The following is a 23,457-nucleotide window of genomic DNA, read 5'->3' on the forward strand; positions in this document are numbered from 1 at the left end:
GTGGCGGGCGCAAGATGCGGCTTGGGCCGCTCCGCGCCGGTCTGTCCGCCGCCAAGCTGGCCGAACAGTACCCGATCGAGATCGGTTGGCGCTTTCAGGCCATCGGTCGGCAGGACGATGTCGTTCGCGTTGACCGGCTTCACCAGATACGGCGTGATGACGATGACCAGTTCGGTTTCATTGCGCTGGAACGCGTTCGAGCGGAACAGCGCGCCCAGAACCGGCACGTCGCCGACGCCCGGAGCCTTGGTGATCGAATTGTTGTGCGTGTTCTGGAGCAGCCCGGCGATCATCATGCTCTGGCCCGACCCCAGCTCGACCGTCGTTTCCGCGCGCCGCGTGGTCAGTGCCGGGATGGTCGTGCCGGAAATCGTCACCGCCCCATCCGACGTCAACTGGGAGACTTCGGGGCGGACACGCAGCGAGATGCGGCCATCCGCCAGCACGGTCGGGGTATAGGCGAGGCTGACACCATATTGCTTGAATTCGACCGATACCGCGCCAAGCCCCTGGCTGAGCGGGATCGGGATTTCGCCGCCTGCGAGGAACGATCCGGTCTCTCCCGAGATGGCGGTGAGATTGGGGTTGGCGAGGGTCGATACCTGGCCGTCGGTTTCGCCGAGGTCGAGCGACGCGAGCAGATCCATGCCGAGCGCGCGACCCGCCAACCCGACCGCGGTGGAGCCAGCGAGCGCTCCGGGGAAACCGAACAATGTCGCACCCGGTCGCGCGCCATTGGCGTCGACCGGATTATTGGGAAGGCCGGGAACGCCCGGAACGGTCGTGATCGTGCCCTGCCGTCCCTGGCTGATGCCGAACAACATGCCGCCGCTGCCGCGGTTCGTCAGGTTGACGCCGAGCTTCTTGACGAAGCTGCGGCTGACTTCGGCGATGCGGACTTGCAGGTTGACCTGCAGCGGGGTGGAGGCGCCGAGCCGCGACAGCACCTTGGCGGTGTCCCCGACGAACGCCTGGACGAGCCGCGTTGCTTCGGCGGCATCCTCGGGCGAGGCGACGGTGCCGGTCAGCAGTACGAGCCCGTTCATCGGCGTCGCGACGATCTTGGCATCGGGCATCGCCAGCCCCAGCATCTGCTGGATCGAATCGAAGTTGCTGCCGACGCGGATGGTCGCGGAATAGACCACCGCGCCGCTCTTGCTCGTCGCCGAGATGGTGGTCTCGCCCGCGCCGCGCCCGAAAATATAGAGCTGGGTCGGTGAGCGGACCTGCACGTCGGCGATCTTCTCGTCGGCGACGAAGACGTCGCTCATCGGGCGGGCGAGCGTCACCAGACGGCCCCGACCGGTGTTGACCTGAAAGACTGGAGCGGTCGTGGCGCCTTGGACGGACGCGACGGTCTGGGCGGCCGCCTGGGGCAGGGCGACCATGCTAGCCGCGACCGACGCGGCGGCCAGCGACCAGCCGAGCGAGATCGAAACGCTACGCATCTACTTCTTCCCTTCGACGGCGACGTCCGTCACCGTATTGCCACGTGCGATGTGGACCATCGGGCCCGTGCGGGCTGTTCCGCCTGGAAAGGCGGCGGCGGGCGCGCCCATCGGGGCCATGCCGGTGCCAGGGCTTGCGCCGGACATATCCGTTGCCTTGCCGGGCACGGTGCGGCGCTGATAGCGGGACACGTCCGCACCGGTCGCCATCGAGCCGCTGCCTGCCGAGGGCGCGCTGGCGATCCGCGTCAGCATCGCGCGTTCGGCCTTGGGGTCGTCAGGCATCGACACGTCGCCGCTCGCGATTGCCTGCTCGAGTTCGGTGCTGTTGTCCGCGATCGAGCGCAGCGACAGGGAGATCGTCCCCACCGTCTGCGCGACCGCGATCTGTTCGGCCATTCGCGGGGTCGCCTCGATCGTCACGTTTGAAAAGGTCTTCACCACGGTCTTGCCGTCGTCGCCGACCGCATTGTCGGTGCGCTGGTCGGTCGCCAGCACGCGCATGTTGCGCATGATCGTCTCGGCTGCCTTGAGCGGCGGGCCGTCGCCGCCACCGACGACGCTTTGCGTGAGGATCAGGTCGATTCGGTCACCCGGGAAGACGAAGCCCGCGACGCTGGTGGTCGCCTCGACCGGGACGGTGACCGCGCGCATGCCCGGTCCGAGTGCTGCCGCAAGAAACCCACGGTCGCCCGGCTTGACCAGCGCACCTTGCGTCAACGGCTGACCCGCGGTGATCGCGTTGCGGACTACGGTCCCCTGCAGCGACTTGGGGTCGAACCCGGCTTTCTTGATGTAGTAGACGTTCTGGACGAGTTCCTTCGGCCACGGCTGGTAGCGCAGCGAGCTCGCGTCGAGGATCGTACCGACCGGCAGCGCCTTGGTCGCGACCAGCACGTCGGGGCCATCGGGTGCCGCGGCGACGACCGTCATCGCGGCGGATTGCGGGGCCGGGGTGCCGACGATCAGCGACCGCGCCATAAACGCGGTGATCGCCGCGACGATCAACGCGCCCACCAGCAACAGCATCTTACGACTATCCATTTCCGATTCCGACCTCTCGAACGCGGCCGGTTGGGCCTGCGTTAAGCATATCCACCTAGGTGGTTAAAAAGCGGTGCACGCAGCACCAAAAGCGCAGCGATTGCGATCGCGACTCCGTAGGGAACCTCGATCGGGGTGGGGCGCGGGCGCATCGCGCGGTCGACCAGCAGGACGATCGTCAGCACCCCACCCAGCAGCGACATGACGACGAGCATCCACAGCAACGGCTGGAGCGGGAGCCACAAGGCGAGCGCGCCGATCATCTTGACGTCGCCGCCGCCCATCCAGCCGAAGTGGAACGCCGCGACGAAGCTCGCGAACACGACGAGTGCGAGACCGAACTGAAGCGCCATGTCGGGCCAGGGCGAAAGCCCGCTACTCCACCACCACACGGGCGCGAGTAGCGCGATGGCTGCGTTCTTCCAATTGGCGATCTCGCGGACGCGCGCATCCTCGACCGCGGCCGAGAGGAGCAGGCATACCAGCGCGAGGAGGACCGCAGTCGAAAGAGAAGGCACGCCCATGGCCGAAAGCCCTAGACGACGTGCCTTTCGAAAACGTAACCATGCCGGATGGTCTCCCCCCAATTGTACCGGCGCGCGATTCCCGCAGCGGCGCGAATCACGCGCTGGTCCGCGCCGGATGGATGGATGCTCCGCCGGTTCGACTGGCCTGCGAAGGGCACGCCGCGCGGGCGGTTGCTGTTCCAGGGCGGGCGGGGCGACATCTTCGAGAAGTATCTGGAAAGCTTCGCGCACTGGCAGGCGCAGGGCTGGTCGGTGACATCGTTCGACTGGCGCGGGCAGGGTGGATCGGGGCGGCTCTCGAAGTCCGCGCACGTCGGCCATGTCGAGGACTTCAGACAGTATATCGACGATTTCCGGGCGTTCTGGGCGGACTGGGTGACCAAGGGCGCCGGGCCGCACGTCGTGATCGGCCATTCGATGGGCGGGCACTTGGTGCTGCGGGCACTGGTCGAGGGCGCCGCGACCCCCGATGCGGTCGTGCTGGTCGCGCCGATGCTTGGCCTGCACAGTCCGGTCGGTCAGAGGCTTGGCGGACGGATCGCCGCGATGATGGCGCGCCTGGGGGATCCCGCGCGTGCCGCGTGGCGCGGGAACGAGCGTCCCGCAACGACGGAAACACGCCAAGCGCTGCTGACGCACGATCCCGCGCGCTATGAGGACGAGATCTTCTGGCAGTCGACGCGGCCCGAATTGCTGCTTGGGCCACCGAGCTGGCGCTGGCTATCGCAGGCGTTCGCCTCGACGCGCGCGCTGCAACGCGATTCCCGGCTTGGGTTGCTGAGCGTGCCGACGTTGTTCCTGCTCGCCGATGCGGACACATTGGTGTCGACCAAGATTGCCGCGCAGGTCGCGGCCCGGATGCCGAAGAGCCAGACCCTGCGCTTCGGCCCCGAATCGGCGCACGAGATCCTGCGCGAGGCAGACGGCGTCCGCACCCGTGCGATCGGCGCGATCGACGCGTTCTTCGCCGCGCACACGGCAAGGGGATAGTCCGACATGCGCTATGACGTCGCCATCGTTGGGGCCGGCATGGCGGGCGCGAGCCTTGCCGCCGCGATCGCGCCTTATGCTTCGGTCGTTCTGCTCGAGGCCGAGGACCAGCCGGGGTATCACGCGACGGGGCGGTCGGCGGCGTTCTGGTCGGAGACGTATGGCGGCCCCGGTGTCCAGCCGCTGACCACCGCGTCCGGCCCCGCGCTCCACGACGGCGGGTTCCTCCAGTCGCTGGGGTCGCTCCACATCGGGCGCGAAGCGGACCGCGCTGCGATCGAGGCGTTCCTGGCGGAGTTCGACGGCAGCGGGGTCGCGCTGGAGCGAGTCGATCCGCAGGCGCTGGTGCCCGGGCTGCGGCCCGACTGGACGCTCGGCGTGCTCGAACAAAGCAGCACCTATATCGACGTAGGGGCGCTTCATGCGCATTATCTCGCGCAGGCGCGGCGCGGGGGCGTCCGGCTGGTCGTGTCCGCGGCGCTGTCGGGCGTGACGCGCATTGGCGGCGGCTGGTCGCTCGAAACGCGGGCGGGCCTGTTTGACGCCACGGTGCTCGTCAATGCCGCCGGGGCGTGGGCCGATGCGATCGCGCGGATGGCCGGCGTCGCGCCGATCGGGATCACCGCTTACCGCCGCACGATGGTCCAGCTCGCGACCGATCCGGGTCCACCCGAGGGGTTGCCGCATGTCGTCGGGATCGGCGGCGATTTCTATTTCAAACCCGAGGCGGGCAGCAAGATCTGGCTCAGCCCGCACGACGAGACCGCGACCGAACCGGGTGACGTCCAGCCCGAGGAGATAGACGTCGCCATCGCGATCGACCGATTCGAACGTGTCGTCGACTGGCGCGTGACTCGGGTCGAGCGCCGCTGGGCGGGGCTGCGCAGCTTCGCGCCCGACCGGTTGCCGGTCTACGGGTTCGCGCCCGAGGCCCCGGGGTTCTTCTGGTGCGCGGGGCAGGGCGGTTTCGGCATCCAGACCGCGCCCGCCGCGGCGGCGCTGGCGAGCGCGCTGCTGCTCGGGCGCGTGCCGGACGCCAGCGTTGGTGGGATCGATGCGGACCGCTATGCGCCGGGGCGGTTTGCGCCAGTCAGGTAACTGGAATGACACGGCAATGAGGCCGGCGCGGTTCTACTTGATACGGCGCTTCAGCCGGACTAGCGTCCCGCCATACCGGTAGCCAAAGGCGCCGTAACTAGGGGGGATCAATGCAAGCATATGCATCGCCGCGCGCCGTTCTGGCGTCCGGATTTTCTGTCGTCGCCTTTGTCGCTTGGGCGGCCGCCACGCCGGCTCTTGCGCAAGTCGCGCCGGATACCACGACGCAACAGGCCGAACCCGCGGCCGACGGAAACGACATCGTCGTCACTGCGAACAAGCGATCGACGACGATCCAGAACGTTCCCTTCTCGATCAACGCGCAGACCTCTGAAGACATCCGCCGCTCGGGCGCGACGACGCTCGAGGACGTGTCGCGCAACGTCGCGGGGCTTGCCATTCAGAACCTTGGGCCGGGACAGAGTCAGGTCGGGATCCGCGGCGTCTCCGCCGGGCAGGTCGCGCGTGACCAGCCGGGCGTAAAGGAGCAGGTCGGCATCTATCTCGACGAGTCGGTGATTTCGCTGTCGCTGTTTACGCCTGATCTCGACTTGTACGACCTCAACCGCATAGAGACGCTGCGCGGGCCGCAGGGGACGCTGTTCGGGTCGGGGTCGGTCGGCGGCACGATCCGCTACATCACCAACCAGCCGACCACGAGCCGGATCGAGGGATCGGTCGAGGCCAACGTCAACGTCGTTGCGGAGGATGCGCTCGGCGGGCATCTCAAGGGCGCGATCAATCTTCCGCTCAGCGAGAAGGTCGCGGTTCGCGCGGTCGGCTATTACACGCGGTATGCTGGCTTCATCGATGCGCGGCGCGAGGGCGGCGGGATCGACAAGAACGTCAACGACGGCGAACGCTATGGCGGACGGATCGCGGTGCTGATCAAGCCGGTCGAGGGGCTCAGCATCACGCCGCGCTTCATCTACCAGAAGATCGACGTCAACGGGTTCAACCGGCAGGAACGCTACAACCTGTTCGCCAACGACTTCACCACGACACGCCCCAAGGTGACGCTCGGCGAGCGTGAGCAATATCTGCTGCTCGACGAGAAGTTTACCGACGATATCAAGATTGGCGACCTGACGATCCAGGCAAACGTCAAGGGTGTCGATATCACCACGGTGACGAGCTACACCGACCGCAACATTCTGGTCAGTCGCGACGCGAGCGCGCTGACCGGGAGCGTCTCGGTCGACCTTGGCTTCCCGACCGCAGCGGTGCTGCTCCCATCCAACCTGCGCGACACGACCAAAGTGACGTCGTTCACGCAGGAAATCCGCTTCGCTTCGGCCTATGCGAGCCCGTTCCAGTGGCTGATCGGCGGGTTCTTCTCAAGCACCGACCGCGACTATGCGCAGCGGCTGCCGACGCCGGGCTATGACGCCTTCACCGATAGCGTGCTCGGCGCGGGGACGGCGGTGGCGGTCGCCAACGGGTTCGCGGCGGATTCGCCGTATAACGCCAACATCCCGTACAAGCTGAAACAGCTCGCGATCTTCGGCGAAGCGAGCCTCGCGATCACCGACCGGCTCAAGGCGACCGCGGGCGGGCGCTATTACGGGTACAACGAATCGCGCGTGTTCAAGTCGGGCGGGTTGTTCACCAATGGCGACAACAACAGCGACCGGACGTCCTCGGAAGGATTCTCGCCACGGTTGCTGCTGAGCTACAAGGCGGCGGATCGCGTGACCTTCAACGCACAGGCGTCGAAGGGCTTCCGGCTTGGCGGGGTCAACGACCCGCTCAACATTCCGCTTTGCTCGGGCGGTGCGGGCGGTCCGGACGCCGCGACCTTTGGCAACCGCCCGCGCTATGGCGACGAGACGCTGTGGAACTATGAGGGCGGGATGAAGGCGCGGTTCGGGCCGGTCACGCTCAACGCCGCGGCATTCTACAACGACATCAGCAATTTGCAGGTCACGGCGGACGCGGGAAGCTGCTCTTCGCGGATCGTGTTCAACGTGCCTAAAGCGCATTCCAAGGGGGTCGAGCTCGAACTGTCGATGACGCCGGTGACGGGGCTCGATCTGGGGGTGTCGGGCAGCGTGCTCGAAGCGCAGTTCGATGCGACGCTGGCGCGCCCCGACGGCAGCGTGATCGAGGGGATCCGCGATGGCAACCGCTTGCCCTCGGTGCCGAAGTTCCAAGTGTCGGCCAACGCCAGCTACCGCTTCGCGGTCGCGGCATCGACTTATGCAGTGTTCAGCGGGTCGTTCCAGCATGTCGGCAGCCGCTTTACGCAGCCGGGCGATCAGGAGAACAACCCCCGGCGGTTCGTCACCGGTCTGCCGTTCGGCGGTGCGCCAGCGACAGCGGCGACCGTGATCGACTTGCGTCTGCCACGCTACGAACTGGTTGGGTTGCGCGCCGGGCTCGAATTCGCGAACGACCTCGCTGTTTCGGTATACGTCAACAATCTGCTCGATGAGAACGCCTTGCTCTCGTTCGATCGCGAGCGCGGCGGGCGTGCGCGGCTGGCCTTCACGACCAACCAACCCCGCACGATCGGGCTTACGGCAAGCAAGCGGTTCTGAACGCCAGAGTTGCTTTGTGCTGGCGGGGCGTTAGCGCCGCGCCGCCAGCATCGCGGCATCGCTCGCCAGTCGGTCACAGCGCTCGTTGTCCGGATGGCCGGCATGGCCCTTGACCCATACCCAGTCGATCCGGTGCGGCTTGGCGGCGTCGAGCAGCGCCTGCCACAGTTCGGCGTTCTTGACCGGCTGCTTAGCGGCGGTCTTCCAGCCGTTCTTCTGCCAGCCTTTGATCCACTTGGTCAGGCCATCCATCACATAACGGCTGTCGGTCGACAGCGTGACGCGACACGGGCGCTTGAGCGCGCGCAGACCCTCGATTGCGGCCATCAGCTCCATGCGGTTGTTGGTGGTCATCTTCTCGCCGCCCGACAGTTCCTTCTCGGTCCCGCCGCTGCGAATCAGCGCGCCCCAGCCGCCCGGGCCGGGGTTGCCCTTGCATGCGCCATCGGTGGCGATTTCGACTTTGGTGAGTTCGGGTGGGGTGATCGGCGGAGGCGTATCGGTCATCGCGTCCGCTTAGCCAGCTCCGGGGCATAATGCGACAGCCGGCGGACATAGGCGAGCGGATCTTTTCGCGTCACTAGCGCGTCGGCAGGCGTGTTGAGCCAGTCCCACGCGCGCGACAACGCGAAGCGGACGCACGCGCCCGCCGCCAGCGTCGGGAACAGCGCGGTTTCCTCCGCCGAGAGCGGGAAGCGCTCGCCATAGCCTTGCAGCAGCGCCGCACTGATCCCGGCATCGAACTTTGCGCCCGTGGGATCGAAGGACCAAGCGGTATCCATGATCGCGAGATCGAACACGCGGATATCGGTGCATGCGAAATAGAAGTCGATCAGTCCCGACACGGTGTCGCCGCGCATCAGCACGTTGTCCGGAAACAGATCGGCGTGAATCGCACAGCGATCGAGCGAGTCGTCCGGCCAGCGATCGACGACGGCATCGAGCGCGAACCCGAGATCGTCGTACAGGCCGGGCGCAATGTCATCGAGGCTGCGACCGCATCGGTCGAACAGCGGGCGCCAGCTGTCGACTCCCATCGTGTTGGCGCGGGTAAGCGGGAAATCGGCGAGCGCCATATGCATCCCGGCCATCGCCGCGCCCGCGGCATGCGCTTGTCCCATGGTTGGATGCGAGATCGATACGCCCGGCAGGAACTGGATCAGGCAGGCGGGGCGCCCTTCGAGCATATGGATCGCAACCCCGTCGCGACTCTTGATCGCGGGCGGGACCGGGTTCCCGCGCGCCGCGAGATGGTCGAGCAGGGCGAGGAAGAACGGCAAGTCGTCGCTATCGACACGCTTTTCATACAGCGTGAGGATGAACCGCCCGGTCGTCGTGTCGACGAGGTAGTTGGTGTTCTCCACCCCCTCGGCGATGCCCTTGGCGGAGACGAGCTCGCCGCAGTCGAACCCGCGGAGAAACGCGCCGAGCGCCTCGGCCGAAACCTGTGTGTAGACTGCCATGGGTCAGGCCGCGACGTCGAGGCCGCGGGGAAGCTTGAACGAGACCGTTTCGCGCGTCGTCGCCACTTCGCGTTCGGTGACGTCGAAGCGTTGGCTGAGCTGGTCGACCAGTTCGCGCACCAGCACTTCGGGGGCGGATGCGCCCGCGGTCAGCCCGAGCGTGCGGACGCCCTCGAGGAAGGTCCAGTCCAGGTCCACAGCCCGCTGGATCAGCCGCGCCGGCGTGCCTTCGCGCTCGGCGACTTCGACCAGACGGAGCGAGTTGGACGAATTGGGCGCCCCGATCACCAGCATCGCATCGCACTCCTGCGCGATCGCCTTGACCGCGGCCTGACGGTTGGAGGTGGCGTAGCAGATGTCCTCGCCCGGCGGCCCCTGGATCGCGGGGAAGCGGCGCTTCAGGACGGCGACCACGTCGGCGGTATCGTCCATCGACAGCGTCGTCTGCGTCAGGAACGCAAGGTTCGCGGGGTCGGCGGGGGTATAGGCTTCGGCATCGGCAACCGTCTCGACCAGCGTCATCGCGCCCTCGGGCACTTGTCCGAAGGTGCCGATCACTTCCGGGTGGCCGCGATGGCCGATGAAGACGATGTGTCGCCCGACGCCGACCATCCGTTCGGCCTGGCGATGGACCTTGGATACGAGCGGACAGGTGGCATCGAAGAAATCGAGCCCGCGTTCGGTCGCCTTGTCGGGAACCGTTTTGGGCACGCCGTGCGCGGAGAAGACGACGGGAACGCCGTCGGGCACGGCATCCAGCTCCTCGACGAACACCGCGCCCTTCGCCCGCAGCTGATCGACCACGAACTGGTTATGGACGATCTCGTGGCGGACGTAGACCGGGGCACCGAATTTCTGCAGCGCCAGTTCGACGATGCGGATGGCACGGTCGACTCCTGCGCAGAAGCCGCGCGGAGCAGCGATGATCAGGTCGAGCGGGAGCTTTGCGGCGGTGGTACTCATGCGGGGGCGATCCTACGCGATTGCTTGCGTGCGCGAAAGGCGGTTCCTATGAAGCGGGACGTCCGTGCCGTCGCTTCACGACACGGAATCCCTTTGCATGATAAGGTGCGTGCCCCCGTGACCATCCGGAAATCAGCCATTGCCGCTCTCACGGCCAGCGCGTGCGGTGCGATCCTGCTTGGTGGCTGCGCCAAGACGGGGGAGCTCGATGCCTCCGGCGGCATCACAGCGGTTCGCAACGCCTGTCCCTCGGTCGGCGTGCCTGCCGCGACCGGGGACGTCACGATGTTCGATCCTCCCGCCAGCCGGGATGCCAATGCGATCGACCTGACCGCGGTGATGACCAACGTCCGGTCGACTTGTGACGACACGACTGCGGACGTGCTGACCAAAGTGACCTTCTCGGTCGAGGCACGCCGGGTCCACGCCGAAGCTGCGCGCGACGTGACGCTGCCGTATTTCGTTACGGTGGTTCAGGGCGGTAATGCGGTGGTTGCCAAGCGCGTCGGTCGGGTGACGCTCCACTTCGACGCCGGTCAGGCGCGGGCGTCCGCGCAGGGGACCGGCACCGCGAGCGTCTCGCGCGCTGCGGCGACGTTGCCCGACGAAATCCGCAAGAAGCTGACCGAGAAGCGCAAGGCCGGCGACGAGGATGCCGCGACCGATCCGCTCAGCCGCCCGGAGATCCGCCAGGCCGTCTTGCGCGCGACCTTCGAGGCGCTGGTCGGGTTCCAGCTGACCGACGACCAGCTGAAATATAACGCGACGCGCTAAGGCTTCTCGTTGACTTGCCTGTTGCGGCGCGGCAAACCGGCCGCGTCGTTGACGGGCAACCGTCAAGGGTACGCGCGGGAGAGCGTCCGGGGTAACTCGGACCGCCGAAGGAGCAACCGCCCCGGAATCTCTCAGGCAACCGGACCGCGCGGATCGACTCGACACTCTGGAAAGCGCGCTGCCCGGTGGGCGAGCGCCACCGAAGGGGTAAGCGGACCATGTGGTTCCGTGAAAGCTCTCAGGTTCCGTGACAGAGGGGGCGGCACACCACGGCGTTCCGGCGCCATGGCGCGCCGTTGACCTCTTGCGGAAGACCAACATGAGCGACCTCGACCCCTACGAGACCGAAGCCGACGAGATTGCGATCGAGCAGCTCCCGCTCGATGCGTGGCATCGTGCGCGGGGTGGCCGGATGGTGCCGTTCGCGGGCTACGAAATGCCCGTCCAATATGAAGGCATCATGGCCGAGCATCTGTGGGTGCGCGAATCGGCCGGGCTGTTCGACGTCAGCCATATGGGCCAATTGCTGTTCCGCTCGGAAGAGGGCGCGGACGTCGTCGCGGCGCTGGAAGCTGTGCTGCCAGCCGATGTCGCCGGGCTGGGGCAGGGCAAGCAGCGCTATTCGCTGCTGCTGTCGGAGGATGGCGGCATCCTCGACGATCTGATGGTCACGCATCTGCCGGACGCCAACCCGTTCGACATCCATGGCTATTATATGGTCGTCAACGGCGCGACCAAGATCGACGATATCGCGCATCTGCTCGAATATCTCCCCGACGGCATCGCGCTCAACCACATGGAAGACCAGGCGCTGCTCGCGCTGCAGGGGCCCAAGGCAGTCGATGCGCTCGAGCGACTGGTGCCGGGCGTCGAAGCGCTGGTGTTCATGACCGCAGGCGCGTTCGAGTGGAACGGCGTGCCGCTGTGGATCAGCCGCTCGGGCTATACCGGCGAGGACGGGTTCGAGATTTCGGTGCCTGCGGACAATGTCGAAGCGCTTGCCGACGCACTGACCGCCGAGCCCGAGGTCAAGCCGATCGGCCTTGGTGCACGCGATTCGCTGCGGCTCGAGGCGGGCTTGCCGCTCTATGGCCACGATCTCGACCCCGAGACGACGCCGGTCCAGGCCGACCTCGGGTTCGCGCTGTCGAAGCGCCGCCGCGAGGCGGGTGACTTCATGGGCGCGCCGCGCATTCTCGCCGAGCGCGAGTCGGGCGCGATCATCAAGCGTGTCGGCCTGCTGGTCGAAGGGCGTCAGCCGGTGCGCGAAGGTGCGGCGGTGCTCGACGATCAGGGCTCCGAAGTCGGCCGCGTCACCTCGGGCGGGTTCGCGCCGAGCGTCGGGGCTCCGATTGCGATGGCTTATGTCCCGACCGCGCTGGCGGTTGCCGGCACCACGATTAAACTCGCGCAGCGCGGCAAGGTCCATCAGGCGACCGTGACCGCGATGCCGTTCATTCCCCACCGCTATGTCCGCGCAGGAGGCAAGTGATGAGCCGTTATTTTACCGAAGATCATGAATGGGTCGAAGTCGACGGCGACGTCGGCATCGTCGGCATTACCGAATATGCGCAAAGCCAGCTCGGCGACATCGTGTTTGTCGACGTGCCCGAAGAGGGCAAGGAGCTCGCCAAGGGCGACGAAGCTGCGGTGGTCGAATCGGTCAAGGCCGCGTCCGACGTCTATTCGCCGGTGTCGGGCACGGTGATCGAGGGCAATGCCGCGCTCGCCGACACGCCCGGGCTGGTCAACGAGGATCCCGAGGCGGACGGCTGGTTCTTCAAGCTGACGCTGAGCGATGCCGACGAGCTCAACGCGCTGATGGACGAGATCGCGTACAAGGCGTTCGTCGAGAAGCTGTGATCTGAACTGGCCCCTCCCCTTCAGGGGAGGGGTTGGGGTGGGGCCTCTCCGCGGGCGCTCCACTCGTGGTACGGCCCCACCCCCGGCCCCTCCCCTGAAGGGGAGGGGAGGAGTATATTGATGCGCTATCTCCCCCTGACTCAGCCTGACCGCGACGCGATGCTCGGCGTGATCGGCGTGGCGACGATCGACGATCTGTTCGTCGACGTGCCCGAAGCCGCACGGCTCGACGGGCCGATCCACGGCCTGCCGATGCACGCCAGCGAAATGGCGGTCGAACGCCACATGACCGCACTCGCGCGCAAGAATCTGACCGCGGGGGAAGCGCCGTTCTTCCTCGGTTGCGGCGCGTACAAGCATCATGTCCCCGCCTCGGTCGATCACCTGATCCAGCGTGGCGAGTTCCTTACCGCCTATACGCCGTACCAGCCGGAGATCGCGCAGGGCACGCTGCAGATGCTGTTCGAGTTCCAGACGCAGGTCGCGCGGCTGCTCGGAACGGATGTGGCGAACGCGTCGATGTACGACGGATCGACCGCGTGCTGGGAAGCGATCGGCATGGCGCGGCGGATCACCAAGCGCGGCAAGGCGATCCTGTCGTCGGGGCTGCACCCGCATTACGTCTCGGTTGCGAAGACGATGGCCAAGTTCACGGGCGACCTGCTCGAAACGGCCACGCCGACGCTGAGCGCCGAGACCGACCTCGACGCGCTGATCGGCGCGATCGACAAGGATACGTCGTGCGTCGTCGTGCAATATCCCGACATTCTCGGGCGGATCGCGGATCTCACGCCGCTTGCGGATGCGTGCCATGCCAATAAGGCGCTGCTGATCGCGGTCGTGACCGAGCCGGTCGCGCTGGGAGCGATCAAGTCGCCGGGCGAGATGGACGCGGATATCGTCGTCGGCGAGGGGCAATCGCTCGGCGTCGGGTTGCAGTTCGGTGGGCCCTATGTCGGGCTGTTTGGGTGCAAGGACAAATATGTTCGCCAGATGCCGGGGCGCCTGTGCGGCGAGACGCTGGATGCGGATGGTCGGCGTGGGTTCGTGCTGACGCTGTCGACGCGCGAGCAGCATATCCGGCGCGAAAAGGCGACGTCGAACATCTGCACCAACTCGGGGCTGTGCGCGCTCGCTTTCTCGATCCACATGACGTTGCTGGGCGAGAAGGGGCTGCGCACGCTGGCGCAGATCAACCATGTCGGCGCGGTCGCGGCGGCGAAGCGGTTGAGCAAGGTGCCGGGTGTCGAACTGGTCACGCCCGCTTTCTTCAACGAATTCACGCTCAAGCTGCCGGTCGAGGCGCGCCCGGTGGTGCGGACGCTGGCGGATCGCGGCATCCTGGCGGGGGTGTCGCTCGGGCGTCTGTATCCGGGTGAGGACGGTCTCGCCAACGGGCTCGTCGTCGCAGTGACCGAGACGACGTCGGCAGAAGATGTGGAAACGCTGGCGGCAGCGCTCGAGGAGATCCTGGCATGAGCATCAACGCAAGCGGATGGCGCCCCGAAGCGCCCGTCGCCGGGGGCAAGGCGTCCCCGACTGTTACTGGTAACAAGGGGCTGATGCTGGAAGAGAAGCTGATCTTCGAGATTGGTGATGTTGAGACGACCGGGGTGGATTTCGCTGAAGCCCCTCCCCTTCAGGGGAGGGGTTGGGGTGGGGCTGTACCGGGCGCTGGTCTCGGTGAGACTTCCCCCACCCCCAGCCCCTCCCCTGAAGGGGAGGGGAGTGCAGATCTCCTTGCCGGTCTGTTCCGCACCACCCCAATCGGTCTTCCCGGCCTGTCCGAGCCCGAGACCGTGCGCCACTACACCCGCCTGTCGCGCCAGAATTACGGGATCGACCTCGGGTTCTTCCCGCTCGGGTCGTGCACGATGAAGCACAACCCGCGGCTCAACGAGAAGATGGCGCGGCTCCCCGGTTTTGCGGACATCCACCCGCTCCAGCCGGTCGACAGCGTGCAGGGCGCGCTCGGCGTGATCCATGAGCTCGCCACCTGGCTGATCACGCTGACCGGCATGCACGGCGTCGCGATGAGCCCCAAGGCGGGCGCGCATGGCGAGCTGTGCGGGATCCTGGCGATCCGCGCTGCTCTCGAGGCAAAGGGCGAGGGGCATCGGAAGATCATCCTCGTCCCCGAAAGCGCACACGGCACCAACCCGGCGACCGCGGCGTTCGCGGGCTATCAGGTCGAGGATATCCCCGCGACCGCCGAAGGCCGCGTTGATACACAGGCGCTGATCGCGCGGCTCGGGCCGGACGTGGCGGGGGTGATGATCACCAACCCCAACACCTGCGGCCTGTTCGAACGTGACATGCGGACGATCTCTGACGCGGTCCATGCGGCGGGCGGCTATGTCTATTGCGACGGCGCGAACTTCAACGCGATCGTCGGGCGCGTGCGGCCGGGGGATCTCGGCATCGATGCGATGCACATCAACCTGCACAAGACCTTCTCGACCCCGCATGGCGGCGGCGGACCCGGTTCGGGCCCGGTCGTGCTGTCGGAGGCGCTTTCGCCGTTCGGCCCGCTGCCGTTCGTCGCCAAGCAGGCGGATGGCCATTTCGCGCTGATCGAGGAAGAGACCGCGGGCGACGACCACCCGCACGCGTTCGGCCGGATGGTGGCGTTCCATGGCCAGATGGGCATGTTCACGCGCGCGCTTACCTACATCCTCAGCCATGGAGCGGACGGGTTGCGGCAGGTCGCCGAGGATGCGGTGCTCAACGCGAACTACATCCTGCGGTCGCTCGACACGACGCTCGACGCGCCGTTCGGGGCGTCGGGGCCGTGCATGCATGAGGCATTGTTCTCGGATAATGGGCTCGCGACCGGTTTCTCGACGATCGATATCGCCAAGGGGCTGATCGACGAGGGGTTCCATCCGATGACGATGTACTTCCCGCTGGTCGTCCACGGCGCGATGCTGATCGAGCCGACCGAGACTGAGTCGAAGGCCGCGATCGACCAGTTCGTCGCCGCTTTGCGCTCGGTCGCGGAGCGCGCCAAGGCGGGCGACGTCAGCCTGAAGAGTGCGCCGCACTTCGCGCCGCGCAGCCGCCTCGACGAGACGCTCGCCGCGCGCAAGCCGGTGCTCGTCTGGAAGGAGCCGGTCCTGGCGCAGGCCGCCGAGTGACCGAGCCGTGGATCCCGGGCGAGGCGGCGGGGGACACCCGCCGCCACGCACCGGCCACGCTGCGCAACCGGATGGCGATCGCGGACGTGCTGCGCGAGATTCTGCCGTTCTCGGGCACCGTGCTCGAAGTGGCGAGCGGATCGGGCGAGCATGTCGCCTATTTGGCGGAGGAATTCCCCGCGCTGGAGTGGCAGCCGAGCGACCCCGATCCCGCTGCGCGCGTGTCGATCGCAGCATGGTGTGATGGGATCATCAATGTGGCGCCGCCGCTCGATCTCGATGCGGGGGCAGCCGGTTGGACGGTAGAGCGTGCCGAAGCGGTGCTGTGCATCAACATGGTCCATATCAGCGCGTGGAGCGCGACGCTGGGATTGCTCGCCGGTGCGGCGCAGGTGCTGGGATCGGGCGCACCGTTGATCCTGTACGGTCCGTTCCTGCAAACCGATGTCCCGACCGCGCCGAGCAACATTGCGTTCGACGAATCCTTGCGCGCACGCGATCCGCGCTGGGGTTTGCGTCAAGTCGAATCGATCGTGCAAGTTGCTGCCGGGCATGATCTGGTTCAGGACCGGTTGATCGAGATGCCGGCGAACAATCTGATGCTCGTGTTCCGCCGGACGTAGCGCCTTCACTGGACCGGTTCGGGCAACCGGTTGATGTGGCGGATGCGTTCTCGCCAGAGGATATACAGGCCACTCCCTACGATGACGGGTGCGCCGATCCACAGCGTCGGCGCGGGTAGCGTGCCGAAAATCAGCCAGCCGAACAGCGTCGCCCACAACAGCGAAGAATAATCCATCGGGACGACGACGGACACCGGGCCGAGCCCGAGCGCGCTCGTCATCGCGAGCTGCGCGACTCCGCCGATGAGGCCGACCCCAGCCAGCAACAGCCACACTTCGAGCGGGTGATTGCGCGCCACCAACGCGTAGCAAATGCCCAGCGGCAGCAGCGATAGCGTGGAGAACCAAAATACGACCGTCATCGCGCTTTCCGTCCGCGTGATCTGGCGCAGCAGGATGGATACGCCCGCCGTTCCCAACGCACCCAGCAATCCGGTGGCCGCGCCCCACAGCGGGAAATGACCGCTCCCCGGCTGTGCGACGATCAGAACGCCGGCGAACCCCGCCAGCACGGCGCCCCATCGGTGCCATCCGGTTGGCTCATGCAGGATCAGCGCGCCGAGGATCGTCGCGAAAATCGGCATAGTGAAGCCAAGCGTTGTCGCCTCGGCGAGCGGGAGCGTGACGATGGTCGTGAAGGTGAACGCCATCGCGGCGAGCCCGAGGACCGCGCGAGAGATATGCGTGCCGATTCGCTGCGTGGCGACCGAACGCCAGCCGGGGCCTGCCAAGACGATGCCGCCAATCAGGAATGACGCGCCCAGCTGTCGGAAGAACAGGATTTCTCCGAGCGCCGCACCGTGCCGTTCGGCGAGCTTGATGACGACGTTCATCACCGCGAAAAGGATCACCGACATGAGCCGCATGCCGATCGCGGAGCGAATGCGGTCAGTCTTGCGCTCGGAAAGCTGCGCCGTCGACGTCATCGCGCCCTCCTACGGCCCTGGTCGGGAATGGACGAGCCACTCCGATCAGGCAAGCGCGTCCCACGCGCTGACGAACGCGGCACGTTCCGTCTCGCTCAGGTGCAGTCCGATCTTGGAGCGCCGCAGCAGCACGTCGTCCGCGCTGCGCGCCCATTCGCGCGTCCGCAACCAGCACGCCTCGACTTCGGACACGCCGCCGCCCAGGTCAGCACCGAGATCGTCCACCGCCGTCACATTCTTCAACAAATCCGGGAGCATCGATCCATACGCATGCGCCATCCGTTCGGATCGGGCTTCGCCGAGGAACGGCCAAGTCGCACGGACCTGATCGACGAAATGCCGAAAGTCGGTGATGGCACCGCCTGGGAACACGCGCGCGCGCGTCACCGGATGCGCGACGAACCCCATCGGTGCGGCCAGCTTGCCGAGGGCTTCCTCAGCGAGATGCCGCGCGGTGGTGATCTTGCCGCCGAAAATCGACAGAAGGACGGGGCCGTTGGTGTCGAGTTCGAGGACATAGTCCCGCGTGACCGCCTTTGCCTCGCTGGCCCCATCGTCATACAGCGGACGCACGCCGGACCAGGTGGATGTTACGTCGGAAGGCGAAATCTGCCGCGTAAAGTGGCGGTTCGCGGCGTCGCAGAGATAGGTGATCTCGTCCTGATCGATCACCGCGTCTTCCGGCATCTCGACCGGCACGTCGGTGGTGCCGATCTCGGTAAAGCCGTCCTGATAGGGAATTGCGAAGACGATACGCCGATCGGGCTGTTGCAAAATGTATGCATGGTCGCCCTCATACAGGCGTGGCACGACGATATGGCTGCCCTTGACCAGCCGGACCCCCGAGGCGGCATTGACGCCGAGCCGTCCGAGCAGTTGCGCCACCCAGGGTCCTGCTGCGTTGACCATCCCGCGGGCGCCAACCGTGCTGCCGTCGGACAGGCGGGCTTGCCACAGTTCGCCCTCGCGCCGCGCGGAGTCGAGCGCGACCCCGACCCGCACGTCCGCGCCATTCGCGGCGGCATCCATCGCGTTGAGCACCGTCAGTCGCGAATCGTCGACGAAGGCATCGGAGTAGACGAAGCCTTTGGCCGTGCCTTTGAGCGGGGCAAGAAATGCCGCGTCACTCTTGCGAAGTCCGCGCGAGCGCGCGAGCGTCATTTTTCCGCCGAGGAAATCGTAAAGGTACAGCCCGAGTCGCACCATCCACCACGGACGCACTGCGTTCTCGTGCGGTAGGACGAAGCGAAGCGGATGGATGATGTGCGGCGCCGCTTTCACCAGCCGTTCGCGTTCGCGCAGCGCTTCGGCGACGAGCTTGAACTCGTAATACTCGAGATAGCGTAACCCGCCGTGAATCAGCTTAGTTGATGCCGACGAAGTGTGCGCCGCGATATCGTCGCGTTCGACGAGCAGCACCTTGAGCCCAAGCAGGCTCGCCTCGCGCGCGATTGCGCACCCGTTGATACCGCCGCCGACGATGAGAAGATCATATGTCACCGCTGTCCTGTATCGTACAGTTACGGAGGATGCGACCCGCGTTTAGAAGGAGAGGCGATGCGGATTGCAGTCCGATCGCCCCGCTGCCATTGGCCCTGCCATGCCAGACAAATTGATCGCCGCTTTCGTGGGCGCGCTGCGGCGAGGCGCCGCGCAAGGTGCCGCATGGGTTGCATTAGCGGCGGGATCTCCAGTGCCGTCCCCCGTCATCCTGTCCGAAATGATTGACCCGTCGCCGCCCTATCCCCAGGCGCATTCGTCGACGATCGTGCAGTTGGCGGACGGCACGCTCGCTGCGGCGTGGTTCGGCGGGTCGGGTGAAGGGCGACCGGACGTCTCGATCTGGTTCGCGCGGCGGCTGGCGACGGGCTGGGAGAAGCCCGTGGCCGTTGCGATCGGGCGCCTGAAGGACGGTACTCGGACTCCGACCTGGAACCCGGTGCTGTTCCAGCCGCCCGGCGGTCCGTTGCGACTGTTCTACAAGATCGGCCCAAATCCCCGGGCATGGCAGGGTATGGAGATCGTCTCCAGCGATCGCGGGTGGCATTGGAGTGCTCCGCACTCTTTGCCGGAGGGGATCCTCGGACCAATCAAGAACAAGCCCGTCGCCCTCGCCGACGGCAGCTGGCTGTCCCCGTCGAGCCGCGAAGAGGGCACGCCCGAACATAATCGCTGGTTCCTCCGAATGGAACGATCGACCGATCGCGGGACAACGTGGCGCGCGCTGGACCCGATCGCATCCCCGATGGGGATAGAGGCGATTCAACCGAGCGTGCTGACCTATCCTGATCACCGGCTCGAACTTGTTGCGCGGACGCGGCAGGGGGCGCTTGCGATGAGCTGGTCGCGCGACAATGGGATATCGTGGAGCCCGCTCGCGGCAATCGATCTGCCCAACCCCAATGCGGGCACCGATGCGGTTACGCTGGCGGATGGACGGCAATTGATCGTGTATAACCACAGTGCGCACTGGCCCGACCGACCCGGTGATGGACCCCGCTGGCCCCTGAACGTAGGCCTATCCAGCGACGGCGTGCATTGGCGCAACGTCCTGACGCTGGAAGACAAGCCGATTCCCGATGGGTACGCCTATCCTGCGGTCATCCAGTCGCGCGATGGCCTGGTCCACATTTCCTACACGTGGAACCGGGTTCGGATTAAACATGTGGTCATCGACCCGGCGCGGCTGGCCGAGTAAGGAAGCCGGACTCCTGCCGTACCGTTCGATTCCATAGGGGTGAACGAGCGACTCGGTTGACCCCGCTTGCGTCCCGCTGTATGCGCACCTCCGCTCGACCGGAGGTTTTCTCCGGGACGGTGCTTGAACATTGCTGGATGCATTCCAGGACCCGCGGGGCATATGTCCCTGACGGTCCTTTTTGTATTCCCGAAATTTTGTTCTCGGGGGGCGTCATGGCTCCAGCAAAGTAACCATCGATCCAAGGTGAAGAGATTCAATGCCGACAATCAACCAGCTGGTCCGCAAGGGCCGCGATCCGCAGAAGGCCAAGTCCAAGGTCCCTGCGATGGAAGCCAACCCGCAGAAGCGCGGTGTTTGCACCCGCGTCTACACGACGACCCCGAAGAAGCCGAACTCGGCTCTGCGCAAGGTGGCCAAGGTTCGCCTGACTAACCAGCGCGAAGTCATCAGCTACATTCCGGGTGAGGGCCACAACCTGCAGGAGCACTCGGTCGTGCTGATCCGTGGCGGTCGTGTTCGCGATCTTCCCGGCGTGCGCTACCATGTCCTGCGCGGTGTCCTCGATACACAGGGTGTCAAGGATCGTCGCCAGTCCCGTTCGAAGTACGGCGCCAAGCGTCCGAAGTAAGCCGGTCGGCTCTGATAGCCGACCATCTTATGGCTGAAGTTAGAAAAGGTTTTTGATATGGCACGTCGTCGTCGGCCCGAAAAGCGGGTCATTCTTCCGGATCCCCAGTATGGGGACGAGGTTCTCTCCAAGTTCATGAACAGCGTGATGCTCGACGGCAAGAAGTCGGTCGCGGAGTTGATCGTCTACGGTGCGCTCGCAACCGTCGAGACGCGTGCCAAGAAGGACCCGATAGCGGTTTTTCATGACGCGCTGACCAACGTGAAGCCCGGCATCGAAGTTCGCAGCCGCCGCGTCGGTGGTGCGACCTATCAGGTCCCGGTCGAGGTTCGCCCCGAGCGTGCTCAGGCCCTGGCAATCCGCTGGCTGATCACTGCCGCTCGTGCGCGCAGCGAGAACACCATGTCGGCACGCCTGTCGGGTGAGCTGATGGATGCGGCGAACAATCGCGGCAACGCGGTCAAGAAGCGTGAAGACACGCATCGCATGGCCGAAGCCAACCGCGCCTTCTCGCATTATCGCTGGTAATCGTTCAGACGGCGGCTTTTCGCCGACAGAACTAACACCTATATATTGGGGAGCCGGTTTCGCTGGCTCCCCATATCCTTAAGGAAGCACGATCATGGCCCGCAGCCATCCGCTGGACCGCTATCGCAACATCGGCATCATGGCGCACATCGACGCCGGCAAGACGACGACGACCGAGCGTATCCTCTATTACACCGGCAAGTCCTACAAGATCGGCGAAGTGCATGAAGGCACTGCGACGATGGACTGGATGGAACAGGAGCAGGAGCGCGGGATCACGATCACGTCCGCCGCTACGACGTGCAAGTGGCGCGCCGAAGAAGGCAAGGGCGAAGAGCACCTGATCAACATCATCGACACCCCCGGCCACGTCGACTTCACGATTGAAGTCGAGCGCTCGCTGCGCGTGCTCGACGGTGCGGTTGCCTGTTTCGATGGCGTTGCCGGCGTTGAGCCGCAGTCCGAGACGGTGTGGCGTCAGGCTGAAAAGTACAAAGTTCCGCGGATGTGCTTCGTCAACAAGCTCGACCGGACTGGTGCTGATTTCTATTTCTGCGTTCAGTCGATCATCGATCGCCTGGGTGCGCGTCCGGCTGTGCTGTATCTCCCGATCGGCATGGAAGGCGGCTTCAAGGGTCTCGTCGATCTCGTCGAGAACCGTGCGATCATCTGGCTCGAAGAGAGCCTCGGCGCGAAGTTCGAATATGCCGAGATCCCCGAGGATCTTGTCGACAAGGCAGCGAAGTATCGCAGCGACCTGATCGAAATGGCGGTCGAGCAGGACGACGCGCTGATGGAGGCGTATCTCGAGGGCAACGAGCCGAGCACGGCCGACCTGAAGAAGCTGATCCGCAAGGGCACGCTCAACTTCTCGTTCGTTCCGGTGGTTTGCGGTTCGGCGTTCAAGAACAAGGGCGTCCAGCCCCTGCTCGACGCGGTCGTCGACTATCTGCCGTCGCCGCTCGACGTTCCGGCAATTCAGGGCCTCAAGCTCGACGGCACGACCGTCGACGAGCGTCCTTCGTCGGATGAGGCACCGTTCTCGGCCTTGGCGTTCAAGATCATGAACGATCCGTTCGTGGGTACGCTGACCTTCGCGCGCATTTACTCGGGCAAGCTCGAGACCGCGTCGCAGGTCACGAACTCGGTCAAGGACAAGAAGGAAAAGGTCGGTCGCATGCTGCTGATGCATGCGAACGAGCGCGAGGACATCCAGTTGGCATACGCGGGCGACATCGTCGCTCTCGCAGGCCTCAAGGACACCACGACGGGCGACACGCTCTGCGCGATGAACGCTCCGATCATCCTCGAGCGGATGGAATTCCCTGAGCCGGTGATCGAGCTTTCGGTCGAGCCCAAGACCAAGGCCGACCAGGAGAAGATGGGCGTCGCGCTCAATCGTCTCGCACGCGAGGATCCGTCGTTCCGCGTTTCGTCGGACTCCGAGTCGGGCCAGACCATCATCAAGGGCATGGGCGAGCTCCATCTTGAGATCCTGGTCGATCGCATGAAGCGTGAGTTCAAGGTCGAAGCAAACGTCGGCGCGCCGCAGGTTGCTTACCGTGAATATCTCGGCAAGCCAGTCGACGTGGATTACACCCACAAGAAGCAGTCGGGTGGTACCGGTCAGTTCGGTCGCGTGAAGGTCAAGGTTACGCCAGGCGAGCGCGGTTCGGGCATCATTTTCAAGGATGAGATCAAGGGCGGTAATATTCCGAAGGAATATATCCCCGCGATTGAAAAGGGCTTCCGCGAGACCGCTGCTACCGGTTCGCTGGTGGGCTTCCCGATCATCGACTTCGAGATCCTCGTTTATGACGGCGCCTACCATGACGTCGACTCGTCGGCGCTGGCGTTCGAAATCTGTGCTCGCGGCGCAATGCGTGAAGTCGCGCAGAAGGCCGGGATCAAGCTGCTCGAGCCGATCATGAAGGTCGAGGTCGTGACGCCTGAGGATTACCTGGGCGACGTGATCGGCGACATGAACAGCCGCCGTGGCCAGATCCAGGGCACCGATACCCGCGGCAACGCGCAGTCGGTGGACGCGATGGTTCCGCTGGCGAACATGTTCGGCTATGTGAACGCGCTGCGCTCGTTCACGCAGGGTCGTGCGAACTACTCGATGCAGTTCTCGCATTACGAGGAAGTCCCCGCGAACGTTGCGGACGAAGTGAAGGCCAAGCTGGCCTAAGGCACCAAACCTG

General features: G+C 65.6%; 21 protein-coding genes and 2 riboswitches. Of the genes, 13 read left to right on the forward strand and 8 right to left on the reverse strand.

Going from position 1 to position 23,457, the window contains the following annotated elements:
* The 3 genes from QBJ92_RS07860 to QBJ92_RS07870 form a co-directional block, all read right to left on the reverse strand.
* On the reverse strand, positions 1 to 1,448 hold a 1,448-nt coding region (locus QBJ92_RS07860), incomplete at its 3' end, for a type II and III secretion system protein family protein (protein WP_277969143.1).
* Entirely contained in the window at positions 1,449 to 2,492 is a 1,044-nt protein-coding gene (gene cpaB, locus QBJ92_RS07865) for a Flp pilus assembly protein CpaB (protein WP_277969144.1), read from the reverse strand.
* Positions 2,493 to 2,533: 41 nt separating this feature from the next.
* Positions 2,534 to 3,016: an A24 family peptidase gene (locus tag QBJ92_RS07870; RefSeq protein ID WP_277969145.1), complete on the reverse strand. Its 483-nt coding sequence runs from the start codon at positions 3,014 to 3,016 to the stop codon at positions 2,534 to 2,536.
* A 48-nt stretch (positions 3,017 to 3,064) separates the two neighbouring features.
* Here QBJ92_RS07870 and QBJ92_RS07875 point away from each other — a divergent pair, with 48 nt between their 5' ends.
* The 3 genes from QBJ92_RS07875 to QBJ92_RS07885 all read left to right on the forward strand — a co-directional run bounded on the left by QBJ92_RS07875 (position 3,065) and on the right by QBJ92_RS07885 (position 7,647).
* Positions 3,065 to 4,009: an alpha/beta fold hydrolase gene (locus QBJ92_RS07875; RefSeq protein ID WP_277969146.1), complete on the forward strand. Its 945-nt coding sequence runs from the start codon at positions 3,065 to 3,067 to the stop codon at positions 4,007 to 4,009.
* Positions 4,010 to 4,015: 6 nt separating this feature from the next.
* Positions 4,016 to 5,107, forward strand: a complete 1,092-nt coding sequence (locus QBJ92_RS07880; protein WP_277969147.1) for an NAD(P)/FAD-dependent oxidoreductase — start codon at positions 4,016 to 4,018, stop codon at positions 5,105 to 5,107.
* A 110-nt stretch (positions 5,108 to 5,217) separates the two neighbouring features.
* The gene (locus tag QBJ92_RS07885; protein WP_277969148.1) at positions 5,218 to 7,647 is read left to right on the forward strand and encodes a TonB-dependent receptor; all 2,430 of its coding nucleotides are present in this window, start codon (positions 5,218 to 5,220) and stop codon (positions 7,645 to 7,647) included.
* Positions 7,648 to 7,677: 30 nt separating this feature from the next.
* Here the strand turns inward: QBJ92_RS07885 and rnhA are convergent, their stop codons facing one another.
* The 3 genes from rnhA to ispH are packed head-to-tail and all read right to left on the reverse strand — an operon-like array spanning position 7,678 to position 10,073.
* Positions 7,678 to 8,154 (reverse strand): ribonuclease HI, encoded by a 477-nt coding sequence (rnhA, locus tag QBJ92_RS07890; protein ID WP_277969149.1) that lies wholly within the window; start codon positions 8,152 to 8,154, stop codon positions 7,678 to 7,680.
* A complete protein-coding gene (thrB, locus tag QBJ92_RS07895; protein WP_277969150.1) occupies positions 8,151 to 9,110 on the reverse strand; it encodes a homoserine kinase in 960 nt (319 codons plus the stop codon). Before thrB ends, rnhA begins: the two co-directional genes overlap by 4 nt.
* Before the next feature lie 3 nt (positions 9,111 to 9,113).
* Positions 9,114 to 10,073 carry a 4-hydroxy-3-methylbut-2-enyl diphosphate reductase gene (gene ispH / locus QBJ92_RS07900; RefSeq protein WP_277969151.1) on the reverse strand — a complete coding sequence of 320 codons (960 nt, stop codon included), beginning with the start codon at positions 10,071 to 10,073 and terminating at the stop codon, positions 9,114 to 9,116.
* A gap of 117 nt (positions 10,074 to 10,190) precedes the next feature.
* Between ispH and QBJ92_RS07905 the strand changes: the two genes are divergently transcribed.
* The 6 genes from QBJ92_RS07905 (at position 10,191) to QBJ92_RS07930 (ending at position 16,470) form a co-directional block, all read left to right on the forward strand.
* A complete protein-coding gene (locus tag QBJ92_RS07905) occupies positions 10,191 to 10,847 on the forward strand; it encodes a hypothetical protein (protein ID WP_277969152.1) in 657 nt (218 codons plus the stop codon).
* 65 nt (positions 10,848 to 10,912) lie between these two features.
* Positions 10,913 to 11,004, forward strand: a riboswitch (glycine riboswitch).
* Positions 11,005 to 11,110, forward strand: a riboswitch (glycine riboswitch).
* Between the two features lie 56 nt (positions 11,111 to 11,166).
* A complete protein-coding gene (gene gcvT, locus QBJ92_RS07910) occupies positions 11,167 to 12,339 on the forward strand; it encodes a glycine cleavage system aminomethyltransferase GcvT (protein ID WP_277969153.1) in 1,173 nt (390 codons plus the stop codon).
* Positions 12,339 to 12,710, forward strand: coding sequence for a glycine cleavage system protein GcvH (gene gcvH, locus QBJ92_RS07915; protein WP_277969154.1), 372 nt, complete (start codon positions 12,339 to 12,341; stop codon positions 12,708 to 12,710). The genes gcvT and gcvH overlap by 1 nt, the downstream gene beginning before the upstream one ends.
* Before the next feature lie 120 nt (positions 12,711 to 12,830).
* Positions 12,831 to 14,189, forward strand: coding sequence for an aminomethyl-transferring glycine dehydrogenase subunit GcvPA (gcvPA, locus tag QBJ92_RS07920; RefSeq protein WP_277969155.1), 1,359 nt, complete (start codon positions 12,831 to 12,833; stop codon positions 14,187 to 14,189).
* Positions 14,186 to 15,847, forward strand: a complete 1,662-nt coding sequence (gene gcvPB, locus QBJ92_RS07925) for an aminomethyl-transferring glycine dehydrogenase subunit GcvPB (RefSeq protein WP_277969156.1) — start codon at positions 14,186 to 14,188, stop codon at positions 15,845 to 15,847. The genes gcvPA and gcvPB overlap by 4 nt, the downstream gene beginning before the upstream one ends.
* Positions 15,844 to 16,470, forward strand: a complete 627-nt coding sequence (locus QBJ92_RS07930) for a DUF938 domain-containing protein (RefSeq protein WP_277969157.1) — start codon at positions 15,844 to 15,846, stop codon at positions 16,468 to 16,470. The genes gcvPB and QBJ92_RS07930 overlap by 4 nt, the downstream gene beginning before the upstream one ends.
* A 5-nt stretch (positions 16,471 to 16,475) precedes the next feature.
* On the opposite strand, the gene QBJ92_RS07935 is transcribed toward QBJ92_RS07930, so the two are convergent.
* Positions 16,476 to 17,396, reverse strand: coding sequence for a DMT family transporter (locus QBJ92_RS07935; RefSeq protein WP_277969158.1), 921 nt, complete (start codon positions 17,394 to 17,396; stop codon positions 16,476 to 16,478).
* A 45-nt stretch (positions 17,397 to 17,441) separates the two neighbouring features.
* A complete protein-coding gene (glpD, locus tag QBJ92_RS07940; protein WP_277969159.1) occupies positions 17,442 to 18,896 on the reverse strand; it encodes a glycerol-3-phosphate dehydrogenase in 1,455 nt (484 codons plus the stop codon).
* A 193-nt stretch (positions 18,897 to 19,089) separates the two neighbouring features.
* Between glpD and QBJ92_RS07945 the strand changes: the two genes are divergently transcribed.
* The 4 genes from QBJ92_RS07945 (at position 19,090) to fusA (ending at position 23,444) form a co-directional block, all read left to right on the forward strand.
* The gene (locus tag QBJ92_RS07945; RefSeq protein WP_277969160.1) at positions 19,090 to 20,094 is read left to right on the forward strand and encodes a sialidase family protein; all 1,005 of its coding nucleotides are present in this window, start codon (positions 19,090 to 19,092) and stop codon (positions 20,092 to 20,094) included.
* A 259-nt stretch (positions 20,095 to 20,353) separates the two neighbouring features.
* The gene (rpsL, locus tag QBJ92_RS07950; RefSeq protein WP_010164594.1) at positions 20,354 to 20,725 is read left to right on the forward strand and encodes a 30S ribosomal protein S12; all 372 of its coding nucleotides are present in this window, start codon (positions 20,354 to 20,356) and stop codon (positions 20,723 to 20,725) included.
* Between the two features lie 57 nt (positions 20,726 to 20,782).
* A complete protein-coding gene (gene rpsG / locus QBJ92_RS07955) occupies positions 20,783 to 21,253 on the forward strand; it encodes a 30S ribosomal protein S7 (RefSeq protein WP_010164592.1) in 471 nt (156 codons plus the stop codon).
* Positions 21,254 to 21,347: 94 nt separating this feature from the next.
* On the forward strand, positions 21,348 to 23,444 hold the full coding sequence (gene fusA / locus QBJ92_RS07960; RefSeq protein ID WP_277969161.1) for an elongation factor G: 2,097 nt from the start codon (positions 21,348 to 21,350) through the stop codon (positions 23,442 to 23,444).
* The last annotated feature ends 13 nt before the right edge of the window (positions 23,445 to 23,457 follow it).

Origin of the sequence: Sphingomonas echinoides, assembly GCF_029623395.1 — a bacterium.
GTDB classification, from domain to species: Bacteria; Pseudomonadota; Alphaproteobacteria; order Sphingomonadales; family Sphingomonadaceae; genus Sphingomonas; species Sphingomonas echinoides_A.

What these genes read in the sequence shown, in the direction of transcription:
- QBJ92_RS07875 (WP_277969146.1), top strand. Translation starts at nt 3,065, where the DNA reads ATGGTCTCCCCCCAATTGTACCGGCGCGCGATTCCCGCAGCGGCGCGA.
- rpsL (WP_010164594.1), top strand. Translation starts at nt 20,354, where the DNA reads ATGCCGACAATCAACCAGCTGGTCCGCAAGGGCCGCGATCCGCAGAAG.
- QBJ92_RS07935 (WP_277969158.1), bottom strand. Translation starts at nt 17,396, where the DNA reads ATGACGTCGACGGCGCAGCTTTCCGAGCGCAAGACTGACCGCATTCGC.
- QBJ92_RS07870 (WP_277969145.1), bottom strand. Translation starts at nt 3,016, where the DNA reads ATGGGCGTGCCTTCTCTTTCGACTGCGGTCCTCCTCGCGCTGGTATGC.
- ispH (WP_277969151.1), bottom strand. Translation starts at nt 10,073, where the DNA reads ATGAGTACCACCGCCGCAAAGCTCCCGCTCGACCTGATCATCGCTGCT.
- QBJ92_RS07880 (WP_277969147.1), top strand. Translation starts at nt 4,016, where the DNA reads ATGCGCTATGACGTCGCCATCGTTGGGGCCGGCATGGCGGGCGCGAGC.
- QBJ92_RS07885 (WP_277969148.1), top strand. Translation starts at nt 5,218, where the DNA reads ATGCAAGCATATGCATCGCCGCGCGCCGTTCTGGCGTCCGGATTTTCT.
- thrB (WP_277969150.1), bottom strand. Translation starts at nt 9,110, where the DNA reads ATGGCAGTCTACACACAGGTTTCGGCCGAGGCGCTCGGCGCGTTTCTC.
- gcvH (WP_277969154.1), top strand. Translation starts at nt 12,339, where the DNA reads ATGAGCCGTTATTTTACCGAAGATCATGAATGGGTCGAAGTCGACGGC.
- cpaB (WP_277969144.1), bottom strand. Translation starts at nt 2,492, where the DNA reads ATGGATAGTCGTAAGATGCTGTTGCTGGTGGGCGCGTTGATCGTCGCG.
- rnhA (WP_277969149.1), bottom strand. Translation starts at nt 8,154, where the DNA reads ATGACCGATACGCCTCCGCCGATCACCCCACCCGAACTCACCAAAGTC.
- gcvPA (WP_277969155.1), top strand. Translation starts at nt 12,831, where the DNA reads ATGCGCTATCTCCCCCTGACTCAGCCTGACCGCGACGCGATGCTCGGC.
- gcvPB (WP_277969156.1), top strand. Translation starts at nt 14,186, where the DNA reads ATGAGCATCAACGCAAGCGGATGGCGCCCCGAAGCGCCCGTCGCCGGG.
- fusA (WP_277969161.1), top strand. Translation starts at nt 21,348, where the DNA reads ATGGCCCGCAGCCATCCGCTGGACCGCTATCGCAACATCGGCATCATG.
- gcvT (WP_277969153.1), top strand. Translation starts at nt 11,167, where the DNA reads ATGAGCGACCTCGACCCCTACGAGACCGAAGCCGACGAGATTGCGATC.
- rpsG (WP_010164592.1), top strand. Translation starts at nt 20,783, where the DNA reads ATGGCACGTCGTCGTCGGCCCGAAAAGCGGGTCATTCTTCCGGATCCC.